This is a genomic window from Pseudomonas sp. D3-10, assembly GCF_051132175.1.
GTDB lineage: Bacteria > Pseudomonadota > Gammaproteobacteria > Pseudomonadales > Pseudomonadaceae > Aquipseudomonas.
In genome coordinates, this window is sequence record NZ_CP071668.1 from 1,044,600 (window position 1) to 1,058,507 (window position 13,908).

Sequence of the window (13,908 nt, forward strand, 5' to 3'; positions counted from 1 at the left end):
GGGTCCCTCTTTTTTTGCGACTGGCGTTTGGGCTTTTGTGGCGAGGGAGCTTGCTCCCGCTGGGCTGCGAAGCAGTCCTGAGATCATTCGCCTTGATTCTCCTGACACACCGTGTTCGCTGATTTGGGCCTGCTGCGCAGTCCAGCGGGAGCAAGCTCCCTCGCCACGGAGGTGTTCACTTGAGTAATTAGGGGTCAATTCGCCTCTTTCACCGCACTCAAGAACGCACACGTACGCTCCTGCTGCGGGTTTTCGAAAATCTGCGCCGGGGTGCCCTGTTCGTGAATCTGGCCCTTGTAGAAAAAGCACACCCGGTCTGCGAACTCCCGGGCAAAGCCCATCTGGTGAGTCACCATCAGCATCGTCAGGTTGTATTCGGCGCCGAGTTTGCGGATAACGTTCAAGACTTCGCCGCACAGCTCCGGATCCAGCGCAGAGGTCACTTCGTCAAACAGCATCACCTTGGGCCGCATCGCCAGCGCCCGGGCAATCGCTACCCGCTGTTGCTGGCCGCCAGACAGCTGCGACGGGTAATGGTCTAGCTTGTTGCCCAGGCCCACCAGCTCCAGCAGGTCGGCGGCACGCTCGCGGGCTTCTTTCGGGTTCATGCCCAGCACTTGCACGGGCGCCTCGATGACGTTCTGCAGCGCGGTCATGTGGGGAAACAGGTTGAAGCTCTGGAATACCATGCCGATCTTGCCGCGCACCCGGCGGATGTGTCGGTCGTTCGCGGGCACCAGCACGCCGTTGCGGTTGGGCATGTGGGTCAGCGAATCATCCTCGATGCGGATCTGGCCCTGGTCGATACCCTCCAGGGTCATCAACACCCGCAACAGCGTCGATTTGCCGGAACCACTGGGGCCGATGATCGCGACTTTTTCACCGGGCGCGACATCCAGGTTCAAATGGTCGAGCACTGTGAAGCTGCCGTAGCTTTTGGTCACGTCCTGGAAACTCACAATTGGCCGGGACGGTGTCGGGACGTTCATGGCCGGGGCCTCCTGCTGCGATGCCAGCGTGCTGCGCCGGGACAGATCGGTGGGCGTGGACAGAGGTAAAGTCATTAGCGTAGCTCCATGCGCGTTTCAAGGCGCCGTACCAGATAAGCCAAGGCGAGGCTCAGGGCGAGGAAGAACAGGCCGACCAGGGTGATCGGTTCCAGGTAGCGGAAGTGCTCGGAGCCGATATTCTTGGCCTGCTGCATGATTTCCACCACGGTGATCGCCGACAGCACCGGCGTGTCCTTGAGCATTGCCACCAGGTAGTTGCCCAGCGGCGGCACGATGGGGCGCAATGCCTGGGGCAGGATGATGTTGCGGTACGCGTCGTATGGCGCGATGTTCAATGCTGTCACCGCTTCCCACTGCGCCCGAGGCACCGCGTCGAGGCCGCTGCGATAGACCTCGGCAATGTAGCAGGCGTAGTGCAGGCCGATGCCCACGATGCCAACCTGCATGGCCGTCAGGCTCAGGCCGTAGTTGGGCAGCACGTAGTAGAGGAAGTACACCTGGATCAGCAACGGCGTGCTGCGGATGAATTCGATCACCGCCGTGGCCGGCCACGACAGCCAGAATCGGCGGCTGCGCCGGCCAATCGCAAGGAACAGCCCCAGCACGATTGCAATCACAAAGCCGATCAAGGTGATGCCCACGGTGTTGAGGGAGGCGCGCAGCAGGTCCGGGAGAATTTGCGCGGCGTAAGACCAGTCGAACAGTGTCATGACAGACCTCCACGCATCCGGCCCCGGCTCAGCCGCCGCTCGATGTTGCGCATGCCGAAGTTGATGGCCTGGGCGAGGATGAAATACATCACCAGCGCCAGGCTGAAGATCTCCAGGGTCTGGAACGTTGCCTGATCCAACTGGCGCGCCCGGAAACTCAGGTCCGACAAGGTGATCAGCGATACCAGCGACGTGTTCTTCAGCAACTCGATCAACAAATTGGTGCCGGGTGGAATGGCCGCCAGCAACGCCTGGGGCAGGATGATTCGCTTGAAGCGCGTGAAACCGCTGAAGTTCAGCGCCGTGCAGGCCTCGTATTGGCCCTTGGCGACTGAGCTGATGGCGCCGCGCATCACCTCGGCCCCGTACGCGCCAATGTGCAGGCCCAGGCCGACAATCGCCACGGCGTAGGGGCTCAGCTCGATGTTGAACGGCGGCAGCGGCAGCACGAAGAACAGCCAGAACAATTGCACCAGCAGCGACGTGCCTCGGAACACTTCGATGTAGGTGATGGAAAACCAGCGCAACGCGCGCCACGGCGACAGCCGTCCGAGGGCTGCGAGTACCGCCGCGACAATCGCCAGCAGCGAGCCGAAGAAAGTCACCTGGAGTGTGACCCAGGCCCCTTGAATCAATAACGGAAGTAATTCGCCCATGGTTCAACCCGATGTCCGATGAAGCAGGGAACGGGCATCACGCACCGCGCGTCATGCCCGTTTCGGCGTGCCATTAGGGCTGAGCGCAGAGCTCGGCCGCGGTCTTGCTGGTGACGTTGGATTTGTCGAAACCGAACGGCGCGACGGCCTTGAGGTGTTCTTCCGACCCGAGCCATTTTTTCAGCTCGGCGTTGACCGCGTCGCGCAGGTCCTTGTCTTCGGGACGGAAGGCCAGGGCGCCATAGCCGATGTGGGACGGGTCGTCCTTGAATTCAGTCATCGCCTCGACCTTGTCACCGCCCTTGGCGGCCAGGCCTTTCATGGTCAGTTGGGTGCCGACAGCGGCGTCGGCGCGACCGGCGCGTACGGCTTGCAATTGCGCGGTGGTGTCGGGCACCTGGAGAATCTGTTCATCCTTGACCCCGGAATCACGAGCGTACGCCAGGTTCACCGTGCCGGCCATGATTGCCAGCTTCACATCCGGTTGCTTGGCGATGTCTTCATAACTGTGAAGTTTTTTCGGGTTGCCCTTGGCCACCAGCAAGGCATCGGGCAGCTGGTATTGCGGATCGGTGAACAACACTTGCTTGCAGCGTGCCGGGGTGATGTACATGCCGGCGGCAATCACATCGAAGCGACCCGCGCGCAGCCCAGGGATCAGCGAGCCCCATTCGGTGAGCACGCCGTTGACCTGTTTGATGCCCATTTTGGCGAAGATGATCTTGGCAATCTCCGGCGATTCACCCGTGACGGTGCCGTCGGTTTCGGTGAAGGCAAACGGGGTTTCGTTGGCGTAGCCGATGCGGATGCTGCTGTCGCTTTTGATGGTGTCCAGCGTGGCGGCCTGGACGCTGCCGGCCAGGCCCAGTGCGGCACAGGTCAACAAGATCCGACGCAAGGGTGCGCAGGTGCCGGGAAGAAAATTGCTCATCGATAAAATCTCCTGTTTCTTGTGGATCCGTCAGCGGACGGTTCTGTGTTAGGAGGCAGTGTGACAAGAGCAAAGCGTACGGCGGCGGATCCGGGCGAGGCCTGGAATCGGTAGCGGCGCCGGTACAGGTCGATCCGGCTTTTTGTCGGGGTAATGAACCCGCCTGGACGATGACCTTGGACCGAGCATACAAAAGCCCCGGCGCGGATTGTATTGCACTAGGACAATTGCTTTGGCGCGATGGCCGCGCAATGCTGTGCGCACCCGTTCTCACGCTGGTTGCAGCCGTTATGGATAAATGGAAGTCAGCCCTGGACCTCGCCCGCAGTGGTGAATCCAAATACAAGATCCTGGTGCAGGCGATCGCCGATGACATCGAACAGGGCGCCTTGGCCAACGACCAGCGCCTGCCGCCGCAACGGCAGGTAGCCGACGCCATGGGCATCAGCGTGCAGACCGTCACCAATGCCTACAAAGAATTGGAGCGCCAAGGGCTGGTACGTTGCGAAGTAGGGCGCGGCAGTTTCGTCTCGCGGCGCATGAGCGACCGGGTCGCCACTTACATACTCGACAGCCCCGAGCGGGCGCTGGTGGATTTTTCCATCACGCGCATTCTCCACACCCGCGAGCACGACCAGTTCTGGCGCGACACCTGCGCCGAGCTGAGCACCGAAGAAGACCAGCCCTGGATCCATGCGTTTCGTCCGATAGCCGGTTTTGAATCCCATCGCGAAGCGGCGGTGCAATGGATCGGGCGCCAAGGCCTGAAGGTCGATCGCAACGATGTGCTGATCACCAATGGCGCCGCCCATGGCATTTTTCTCGCCCTGGCATCCCTCGCCGGGCCCGACGATGTGGTGCTCTGCGAAGGGCTGACCGACCACGGCGTGATCGGCAACTCCCAGGTGCTGGGCTTTACCCTCAAGGGTCTGGACACTGACCGCCATGGCATCGATCCCGAACACTTCGAGGACATGTGCAGCAACGAGCGCATCACCGCCCTGGTGTGCACGCCAAACTTGAACAACCCCACCACCAGCCTGATGCCCGACGCCCGTCGCCGGGAAATCGCCGAGATCGCCCGACGGTTTGGCGTGCATATCATCGAAGACGATGTGTACGGTCCGCTGCTGGACGAACGCCGCGCGCCGCCCATCAGCCACTACCTGCCGGAGCTGTCGTTCTATTGCACGAGCATGACCAAGTCCGTGCTCACGGGGTTGCGGATCGGTTATCTGGTGGTGCCCAAGCGCCTGGCGCTGCGCACCGAAAGCATTCTGCGCGTCAACAGTTGGATGGCCACGCCGATGGTCTCGGAAATCGCCGCCCGCTGGATCCGCGACGGCCGCGCCGATTCGCTGCTGCATCTTCAACGGCGCCTGTTGGCCGGACGCCAGGCGATGGTCACCGAATACATGGGTGAGCATGTATTGGCCCAGCATCCTCATGCCTTGAATGCCTGGATCGGCATCCCGCCGCACTGGGAAGTGGACAGCCTGGTGCGGGCGTTGCGCCACAAGCATATCGCCGTCACGTCCCCCGATCCGTTCACTGTACGCGGCACCCCCAGGCCGCGCGCGGTGCGGGTGTGCGTCGGCGCCGAATGCAGCGATGAAGAAATGCGCCATGCGTTGATCGGCATGCGGGAGATCTTCAATCAATATCCGCAGATTCATGATTTTTGATGGGTAAGCGGTGGGCTTACTCCAAAGTTGCAGGTGCTTTTGTGGCGAGGGAGCTTGCTCCCGCTCGGCTGCGAAGCAGTCGTAGAAACAGTTAAACGTCTGCAGGTGCGTCTGGTTGAAAGGAGTTGGGTCTGCTGCGCAGACCAGCGGGAGCAAGCTCCCTCGCCACAGGGAGCGAGGTGTTCTTTGAGGATTGTGGTCATCTCTTTTGGTCGATAGTGAATGCAAACTAAATTGCCCTAGTACATTCATCACCACAATCCGGCCCTCTTAGACTGCGCCCAACACATCTGCTCGGGACGCGGTCATGACAGGGTTGCAGCTTCAGGACATCTACCTCGCTCGCCAGCGCATCGAGTCGCAGGTCAGGCGCACGCCCATGGAGCATTCCCCTAGCCTGTCGCGACGGATGGGCGTGCCCGTATTCCTCAAGCTGGAAGCCCTGCAGATCACCGGCAGCTTCAAGCTGCGTGGCGCGAGCAATGCGGTGGCGCAGCTCAGCGTCGAGCAGAAGGCGCGCGGCGTGGTCACGGCGTCGACTGGCAATCACGGCCGGGCGCTGGCGCACGCCGCGTCGCAACAAGGCGTGCGGGCGATTGTCTGCCTGTCTCACCTGGTGCCATCCAACAAGGTGCAAGCGATTCGTGACCTCGGCGCCGAGGTCTGCATCGTCGGCCAGTCCCAGGACGATGCCCAGCGCGAAGCCGAGCGCATCGCGAACGAGCAGGGCGCGACCTTCCTGCCGCCCTTCGATCACCCGGCGATCATCGCCGGCCAAGGCACCCTCGGCCTGGAAATCCTGGAACAGCAACCGGACGTGGCCCAGGCCCTCGTTCCGTTGTCCGGCGGCGGTCTGTTCGCCGGCGTTGCCCTGGCCCTCAAAAGCGCCAATCCAGCGATCCAGGTCCACGGCATCAGCATGGCCCGAGGCGCGGCGATGCACGCCAGCCTTGCCGCTGGGCAGCCCGTGGATGTCGAAGAACTGCCGACCCTGGCCGATTCCCTCGGCGGCGGTATCGGGCTGGACAACCGCTACACCTTCGCCATGACCCGGCAGTTGATCGATGACCTGCACCTGCTCTCGGAAGCGTCCATCGCCCATGCCATCCGCCACGCCTATCACCATGAACGCCTGGTGCTCGAAGGCGCCGCGGTGGTGGGCATCGCGGCGCTGCTCGACGGCCTGGTCGAGCCGCGTGGACCCATTGTCCTGGTGGTCAGCGGGCGCAACGTCGACACCGAACAACATGCCCGCGTCATCGCTGGCGCCAACGCCTGATCCCCTTTAACGGAGCCTGCCATGAGTGAAGTCACCCTATTGAGCGAAGCTGACCTGCGCAGCTGCGTGGCCCTCGACCTGGCCAGCGTCGACGCCGTCGAGCAGGCTTTTGTGCTGCTGGCCACCGCCGCCGTGGCGATGCCGCCGATCCTGCGGCTGGACATTCCCGAGCACAACGGCGAGGTGGATGTGAAGACCGCTTACCTGCCAGGCCTTGAACGCTTCGCCATCAAGGTCAGCCCGGGCTTTTTCGACAACCCCAAGCTCGGCCTGCCCAGCCTGAACGGCATGATGATGCTGCTTTCGGCGCGCACCGGCCTGCTGGAAGCGCTGCTGTTGGACAACGGTTACCTCACCGCCGTCCGTACGGCGGCGGCTGGGGCGGTGGCGGCGCGTTGTCTGTCCCGCGAGGACAGCCGCAGCGTGGCGCTGATCGGTGCGGGTGAACAGGCGGCGTTGCAGCTTCAGGCGTTGCGGCTGGTAAGGCCCATCGACGAGGTGCGGATCTGGGCGCGTGATGCACAAAAAGCCCAGGCATTCGGCCTTGCGCTGGCGCGGGACACGGGGCTTGCCGTCACGCCGTGCGACGCCATTGACGCCGCCCTGGAAGGCGTGGACATCGCCATCACCTGCACCCCCAGTCGCGAGCCGTTGATCGAAGCCCGTCATTTGCATCCGGGCCTGCACATCACAGCGATGGGCTCGGACGCCGAACACAAAAACGAAATCTCCCCGCAAGCGTTGGCGGCCGTCGATTGCTATGTCGCCGATCGCCTGAGCCAGACCCGCGTGCTCGGCGAGCTGCACCACGCCTTGGCCGCCGGCACCGTTCGCGATGAGCTGGCGTTGACGGAGCTGGGACAAGTCCTGGCGGGGCAACGGCTGGGGCGCTCCGATGCCGCGCAAGTGACGCTGTGCGATCTCACCGGCACCGGCGCCCAGGACACCGCCATCGCCAACCTGGCGTCCGAGCGGGCGCGGGTGGCGGGCAAGGGCTTTGCGTTCGGTCGCTAGATCATTTTGTTCATGAGTCATTCAACAGAGGGCAGGTGGATGTCAGAGATAGTCGTCAATCTTCCGTTCCAGCGGGAGGAATACGCCCAGCGCCTGGCAAAGGTTCGCGCGGCCATGCAGGCCCAAGGTCTGGAGCTGTTGCTGGTCACCGATCCGTCGAACATGGCCTGGCTCACCGGCTATGACGGTTGGTCGTTCTATGTGCATCAGTGCGTGCTGCTGGCGCTGGACGGCGAGCCCGTGTGGTTCGGTCGCGGCCAGGATGCCAACGGTGCCAGGCGCACGGTGTTCATGCAGGCCGACAACATCGTCGGCTACCCGGACATCTACGTGCAGTCCCGCGAGCGCCACCCCATGGACTATTTGTCCCGCGAGGTGATCATCGCCCGTGGCTGGGGCGCCCTGAGCATCGGCGTGGAGATGGACAACTACTACTTCAGCGCCGCCGCCTACCTGTCCCTGCAAAAACATCTGCCCGACGCGACGCTGGTGGATGCGGCGGGGTTGGTGAACTGGCAGCGCGCCGTCAAGTCGCCCCAGGAAATCGCCTACATGCGCATCGCCGCGCGCATCGTCGAGAACATGCATGGGCGGATCCTGGAACGGATAGAGCCGGGCATGCGCAAGAACGAACTGGTGGCCGAGATCTACAGCAGCGGCATCCTCGGTGCCGACGGCCATGGCGGCGACTACCCGGCCATCGTGCCGCTGCTGCCCACCGGCGCCGACGCCAGCGCGCCGCACCTGACCTGGGACGATTCGCCGTTCGAAAAGGGCGCCGGCACCTTCTTTGAAATCGCCGGTTGCTACAAGCGTTACCACTGCCCGCTGTCGCGCACCATTTACCTGGGCAAGCCGCCGCAACATTTCCTCGACGGTGAAAAAGCCGTGGTCGAGGGCATCGCCGCCGGCCTGGACGCGGCCAAGCCTGGCAATACCACGGGCGACATCGCCGTGGCGTTTTTCAAGGTGCTGGAGAAGTTTGGCATCCACAAGGACAGCCGTTGCGGCTACCCCATCGGCATCAGTTATCCGCCGGATTGGGGCGAGCGCACCATGAGCCTGCGTCCCGGCGACAACAGCGTGTTGCAACCGGGCATGACGTTTCACTTCATGCCCGGGCTGTGGATGGATGATTGGGGCCTGGAGATCACCGAGAGCATCCTGATCACCGAGACTGGCGTCGAGACGCTGTGCAATGTGCCTCGTCAATTGTTCGTGAAGGATTGACCCATGACTGAATTGCCGATCAACCCCATTAGCGCCACGGTGGATTTCACCCGCGAAGGCGTGCAACACGGCTTCCTCAAGCTGCCGTATTCCCGGGACGATTCGGCCTGGGGCGCGGTGATGATTCCCATCACCGTGATCCAGCGCGGCAGCGGCCCGACCGCGCTGCTCAGTGGTGGCAACCACGGCGATGAATACGAAGGCCCGGTGGCCCTGAGCAAACTGGCCCAGCAATTGACCGCCGATGAAATCAGCGGACGCGTGATCATCGTGCCGTTCATGAACACCCCGGCGTTCCATGCCGGGCGCCGGACTTCGCCCATCGACAAGGGCAACCTCAACCGCAGCTTTCCCGGGAGGCCAGACGGCACCGTCACGGAAAAAATCGCCGACTACTTCAACCGCACCTTGCTGCCCCTGGCCGACATTGTCCTGGACATTCATTCCGGTGGCCGGACCCTGGATTTCCTGCCATTCGCCGCCTGCCACGTCTTGCCGGACAAACAGCAACAGGCCCGCTGCGAGGCCGGGATGCTGGCCTTCAACGCGCCGTATTGCATGCGCATGCTGGAGCTGGACGCAGGGTCGATGTACGACACCGCCGCCGAGTCCCAGGGCAAGGTGTTCGTCACCACCGAGCTGGGCGGCGGCGGTTCGTCCACCGCCCGCAGCGTGGCGATTGCCGAGCGTGGGGTGCGCAACGTGCTGATCCACGCCGGCATCCTGCGGGGCTCTATCGAGTTACAGCCGTCGTTGGTGCTCGACATGCCGGACGCCAGTTGTTTCATCGCCAGCGAGCACAACGGTTTGCTGGAGATGTGCCGCGACCTCGGTGAAAACGTGAGCAGAGGCGAGGTGGTGGCGCGCATCCATGACACCACCCGCAGCGGCGTCGCCCCGGTCGAGTACCGCGCCGCCCGCAGCGGCCTGCTCGCGGCCCGGCATTTTCCCGGGCTGGTGCAGTGTGGCGATACGTTGGTGGTGATTGCGGATGTATTGGCGTAATGCACCTCAACTGACACACACACACTGTGGCGAGGGAGCTTGCTCCCGCTCGGCTGCGAAGCAGTCGTCGCTTTTTGATCTGAGCGATTACGAAGCTGCTATTGGGGCCGCTGCGCGGCCCAGCGGGAGCAAGCTCCCTCGCCACAGGGACGGTGTGAAATTTGAATTGTCTGGAGAGCCCTGCCCCATGCACAAGCTCGATCGCTACGACTTGAAGATCCTGCAAATCCTCGCCGACGACGGACGGATCACCAAGTCGAGCCTGGCCGAAGCCATCAACCTGTCGGTGACGCCGGCCTGGGAGCGGGTGCGCAAGTTGGAAGCGGCGGGCCTGATCGTTGGCTATCGGGCGCAGATCGATTGGGGCGCGGTGTTCAAGCGTCAACAAGTGTTGGTGGAGATTTCCCTGGCCCGGCACACCGCCCAGGACATGCGTCGTTTCGAACAGCGCATGGTCGCCGCGCCCGAAGTGGCGTTCTGTTATGCCACCGGCGGCGGGGTGGATTACCTGGCAATGATCCAGGCGCCCGACGTCGATGCCTATCAACGTTTCGTCGACCAATTGCTGCTCGAACACCTTGGCATCGAACGCTACTTCACCTACATCGTCACCAAGACCATCAAGACCGCCGGTGCGTTGCCGGCGGAGCTGGCATCGCCCTCCTGAGCACCGCAGAAACCACTTTACGCCCTGTTCTTTCCAGAAAAAAACCAAGGTCTGAGGCTGCTCAAACGCCCGAAAACCCAAGCGTCGCTGCCCTAGCATGGGTTCACGCACACGCTCTGGAGTGAACGCCATGCCTTACCAACATCCGCTGTTGTTCAAAGCGCTTTGCTACGTCGACGGCCATTGGGTCCACAGCGACAGCGGCCACAGCGTCGCCGTCCACAACCCGGCCAACCGCACGGTCGTCGGCCATGTGCCGATGCTCGACCCGCCGCAGATCGTCGCGGCGGTGGACGCGGCGCATCGCGCATTCCCAGCGTGGCGCGAACTGGGCCTGGATAGCCGTGGCGCGTTGCTGCGGCGCTGGGCGCAGTTGATCACCGAGCACCGCGAGGATCTGGCGCGCATCCTGAGCCTGGAGCAGGGCAAGCCGTTGGCCGAGTCCCGTGGCGAAATCGCCTATGCCGCCAGCTTTATCCCTTGGTTCGCCGAAGAAGCCCGACGCCTCTACGGCCAGAACATCCCCAGCCATATCCCCAACGCGCACCTGGGCACGATCAAGGAACCGGTGGGCGTCTGCGCGCTGCTCACGCCGTGGAACTTCCCCTCGGCAATGATCACCCGCAAGGCCGCCGCCGCGCTGGCTGCCGGTTGCACCGTGGTGATCAAACCGGCCCACGAAACCCCGTATTCAGCCCTGGCCCTGGCCCAACTGGCCGAAGAGGCCGGCTTTCCCGCCGGAGTTTTCAACGTGGTGTTGGGCGAGCCGCAAATGGTCATGGAGACCTTGGTCAAGGACCGCCGCGTACGCTCGGTGAGTTTTACCGGCTCGACCCGGGTCGGCAAACTGGTGCTGCAAGCGGCGGCCCATGATGTGAAGAAAGTCGCGTTGGAGCTGGGCGGCAACGCGCCGTTCATTGTCTGCGCCGATGCCGACCTGACGCTGGCGGTGAAAGTTGCCGTCGAGGCGAAATTCCAGACGTCGGGCCAGGATTGTTGCGCGGCCAACCGGATCATGGTGCAGCGCCCGGTCTACCAGGCATTTCTCACTCGCTTCGCCGCAGCGGTGCGCGCCTTGCGGGTCGGGCCGGCCATGGTCGATCAGCAGGAACAGGAACTGGACGTCGGTCCGCTGATGCATCAGGCCGCGTTCGATGCGACCTCCGATCGTGTGGCCGACGCCCTGGCGTTGGGCGCTCAACGCCTGGTGGGTGGCGAGGCCCATGCCTTGGGCGGGTTGTTCTACCAACCCACCGTGCTGGCCGATGTCACGCCGCAGATGCGCATCTACCGTGAAGAAAACTTCGCGCCGATCGCCGGGGTGCTGCCGTTCGACACCTTGGACGAAGCCATCGAAATGGCCAACGACACCGAGTACGGACTGGCCGCCTATATTTGCTCCAACCGCCTGGATGTCATTTACCCACTGATCCGCCGTCTCGACCACGCCATGGTTGCGGTCAACGGCGTCAAGTTCACCGGCCACCCGATCCCCTTCGGTGGCATGAAAGCCTCGGGCCTCGGTCGCGAGGGTGGCAGCGAGGGCTTCGAGCCCTTTGTCGAAACCAAATACTTTTGCCTGCACCATCAAGGCCAGTTCCCAGGAGAGTCCGCATGAGCCAAGAACTCAACACGCTGTTCGAACAAGACCGTGCGCATTTCATGCACCCGTCAACCCACGCCCATGACCATGCCAGCGGCGCGCTCAAGGGGCGGATCATCAAGAGCGCGTCGGGCATCCGCATTCGCGATCATGAAGGCCGCGAGTTCATCGATGCCTTTGCCGGCCTCTACTGCGTGAATATCGGCTACGGGCGTACCGAAGTGGCCGATGCCATCTACAAGCAGGCCAAGGAACTGGCCTATTACCACACCTATGTCGGCCATTCGAGCGAGGCGATCATCGAGCTGTCCAGCCGCATCATGGACTGGGCGCCGGAGGGGATGAAGAAGGTTTATTACGGCTTGTCCGGCTCCGATGCCAATGAAACCCAGATCAAACTGGTGCGTTACTACAACAACGTGCTGGGCCGGCCCCAAAAGAAGAAAATCATTTCCCGCGACCGTGGCTACCATGGCTCGGGCATCATGACCGGCAGCCTGACCGGGTTGCCCGCCTTTCACCAACATTTCGACCTGCCGGCAGAGGGGATCAAGCACACAGTTTGCCCGCATTGGTATCGCAAGGCACCGGCGGGGATGGACGAAGCGACGTTCGTGCGTTATTGCGCCGATGAACTGGAAAAAATGATCCTCGCCGAAGGCCCGGACACCGTGGCGGCACTCATCGGCGAACCGCTGATGGGCACTGGCGGCATCATTGTCCCGCCCGCCGGTTACTGGGAGGCGATCCAGGCCGTACTGAAAAAATACGACGTGCTGTTGATTGCCGACGAGGTGGTTTGCGCGTTCGGTCGCCTGGGTTCGAAGATGGGCAGCCAGCGCTACGGCATGAAGCCGGACCTGATCACCACCGCCAAAGGGCTGACCAGTGCTTATGCACCGTTGTCGGCGGTGATCATCGGCGATAAGGTCTGGAGCGTGATTGAAAAAGCCTCCCAGGCCGAAGGCGCCATGGGCCATGGCTGGACGTACTCCGGGCATCCGATCTGCGCGGCGGCGGCGTTGGCCAACCTCGACATCCTCGAACGGGAAAACCTCACGGCCAACGCCGAGAATGTTGGTGGCTACTTGAACCGTCGGTTGCGTGAAACGCTGGAAGGTCATCCGCTGGTGGGGGAGGTTCGCGGCGACGGCATGCTGGCCGCAGTGGAGTTCATGGCCGACCGTGAACAACGCACGGCGTTCGACCCGGCCCTCAAGGTTGGCCCGAAGGTCTCGGCGGCCTGCCTGGAGCGCGGCATGATCGCCCGCGCCATGCCCCACGGCGACATCCTGGGTTTCGCCCCGCCATTGATCCTGACTCGCGAGGATGCGGACCTGATCGTCGACATCACCAAAGCGGCCATCAACCAGGTGGCGGAAGAAGTGTTGCCTTAACTGAGATGCCTCAGGGCACCAATCCCTGTGGCGAGGGAGCTTGCTCCCGCTGGGCTGCGCGGCAGCCCTTTAGCAGCGAACTCGATTTTCCTGGCACACCGAGTTGCCTGGTTTGGGGCCGCTTCGCGACCCAGCGGGAGCAAGCTCCCTCGCCACAGGGGGATCAAATGGCAGTGAGGAGATAGAACCCAAAAAAAGCCCGCCCGATCTGTGATCGGGCGGGCTTTTTGGTGTCGCTTGGAAATTACTTCTTCAAACCGTAATGCTCATCGAGCATCCCGGGCGAATTCGGGGCCTTTGGGGCGTAGTCCCGTGGCGGTTCCTGGATCCCTTTCGGTGGGGTCAGGCGTTCCCGTGGGCTCTGCGTCGCATCGGCTTGCAGGGCGGCGAGCAGGCGCTGGCGGGTCTGTTCGTCAAGGGCCAGGCGGTTGGCGCCCTCGGACAGATGATCCTGGACTTCCTGGTAGCTCTGGGTGAGTTTTTTCACCAGGGAGGCGGTGCTGTTGAAGTGAGTGACCACTTCATTCTGATAACTGTCGAAACGTTCCTGGATGTCGTCCAGCTGACGTTGGGTGCTGTTGGGCACCGCGTTGGGCAGCAGGCGGGCAATCAGGAAACCAATGGCGACACCGGCAACCAGGGCAAGAGTCGGCAACAGCCAAACTAAGAGCGAGTGTTCCACGAGTCCTTCCTCTATAAACGGCTTTGCTTTACGTTAACG

The 13,908-nt window shown here is 62.7% G+C and carries 13 protein-coding genes; 8 read left to right on the plus strand and 5 right to left on the minus strand.

What is annotated here, in order from left to right; translation table 11 throughout:
* Window positions 1-194: 194 nt before the first annotated feature.
* The 4 genes from ehuA to ehuB form a co-directional block, all read right to left on the minus strand.
* A complete protein-coding gene (gene ehuA, locus J3P90_RS04535) occupies window positions 195-1,064 on the minus strand; it encodes an ectoine/hydroxyectoine ABC transporter ATP-binding protein EhuA (protein ID WP_434675881.1) in 870 nt (289 codons plus the stop codon).
* Window positions 1,064-1,720 (minus strand): ectoine/hydroxyectoine ABC transporter permease subunit EhuD, encoded by a 657-nt coding sequence (gene ehuD / locus J3P90_RS04540; RefSeq protein WP_420765449.1) that lies wholly within the window; start codon window positions 1,718-1,720, stop codon window positions 1,064-1,066. The genes ehuA and ehuD overlap by 1 nt, the downstream gene beginning before the upstream one ends.
* Complete coding sequence (gene ehuC / locus J3P90_RS04545; protein WP_045156852.1) at window positions 1,717-2,376, minus strand: ectoine/hydroxyectoine ABC transporter permease subunit EhuC; 660 nt, start codon at window positions 2,374-2,376, stop codon at window positions 1,717-1,719. Before ehuC ends, ehuD begins: the two co-directional genes overlap by 4 nt.
* 73 nt (window positions 2,377-2,449) lie before the next feature.
* Entirely contained in the window at window positions 2,450-3,307 is an 858-nt protein-coding gene (ehuB, locus tag J3P90_RS04550; RefSeq protein ID WP_434675882.1) for an ectoine/hydroxyectoine ABC transporter substrate-binding protein EhuB, read from the minus strand.
* 290 nt (window positions 3,308-3,597) lie between these two features.
* Here ehuB and J3P90_RS04555 point away from each other — a divergent pair, with 290 nt between their 5' ends.
* The 8 genes from J3P90_RS04555 (at window position 3,598) to J3P90_RS04590 (ending at window position 13,187) form a co-directional block, all read left to right on the plus strand.
* Window positions 3,598-4,992, plus strand: coding sequence for a PLP-dependent aminotransferase family protein (locus J3P90_RS04555; RefSeq protein WP_420765447.1), 1,395 nt, complete (start codon window positions 3,598-3,600; stop codon window positions 4,990-4,992).
* Window positions 4,993-5,299: 307 nt separating this feature from the next.
* Window positions 5,300-6,271, plus strand: coding sequence for a hydroxyectoine utilization dehydratase EutB (gene eutB, locus J3P90_RS04560; RefSeq protein ID WP_434675883.1), 972 nt, complete (start codon window positions 5,300-5,302; stop codon window positions 6,269-6,271).
* Window positions 6,272-6,292: 21 nt separating this feature from the next.
* A complete protein-coding gene (gene eutC / locus J3P90_RS04565) occupies window positions 6,293-7,285 on the plus strand; it encodes an ectoine utilization protein EutC (protein ID WP_434675884.1) in 993 nt (330 codons plus the stop codon).
* Window positions 7,286-7,324: 39 nt separating this feature from the next.
* Window positions 7,325-8,515, plus strand: coding sequence for an ectoine hydrolase DoeA (gene doeA / locus J3P90_RS04570; RefSeq protein ID WP_434675885.1), 1,191 nt, complete (start codon window positions 7,325-7,327; stop codon window positions 8,513-8,515).
* Between the two features lie 3 nt (window positions 8,516-8,518).
* Window positions 8,519-9,520, plus strand: coding sequence for a N(2)-acetyl-L-2,4-diaminobutanoate deacetylase DoeB (gene doeB, locus J3P90_RS04575; RefSeq protein WP_434648888.1), 1,002 nt, complete (start codon window positions 8,519-8,521; stop codon window positions 9,518-9,520).
* 187 nt (window positions 9,521-9,707) lie between these two features.
* Window positions 9,708-10,187, plus strand: coding sequence for an Lrp/AsnC family transcriptional regulator (locus J3P90_RS04580; RefSeq protein ID WP_434675886.1), 480 nt, complete (start codon window positions 9,708-9,710; stop codon window positions 10,185-10,187).
* Between the two features lie 130 nt (window positions 10,188-10,317).
* Window positions 10,318-11,805, plus strand: coding sequence for an NAD-dependent succinate-semialdehyde dehydrogenase (locus J3P90_RS04585; RefSeq protein WP_434675887.1), 1,488 nt, complete (start codon window positions 10,318-10,320; stop codon window positions 11,803-11,805).
* Complete coding sequence (locus tag J3P90_RS04590; RefSeq protein WP_434675888.1) at window positions 11,802-13,187, plus strand: aspartate aminotransferase family protein; 1,386 nt, start codon at window positions 11,802-11,804, stop codon at window positions 13,185-13,187. Before J3P90_RS04585 ends, J3P90_RS04590 begins: the two co-directional genes overlap by 4 nt.
* A 244-nt stretch (window positions 13,188-13,431) precedes the next feature.
* Here J3P90_RS04590 and J3P90_RS04595 read toward each other — a convergent pair whose 3' ends face one another.
* The gene (locus tag J3P90_RS04595) at window positions 13,432-13,869 is read right to left on the minus strand and encodes a YhcB family protein (RefSeq protein ID WP_420765439.1); all 438 of its coding nucleotides are present in this window, start codon (window positions 13,867-13,869) and stop codon (window positions 13,432-13,434) included.
* Window positions 13,870-13,908 lie beyond the last annotated feature (39 nt).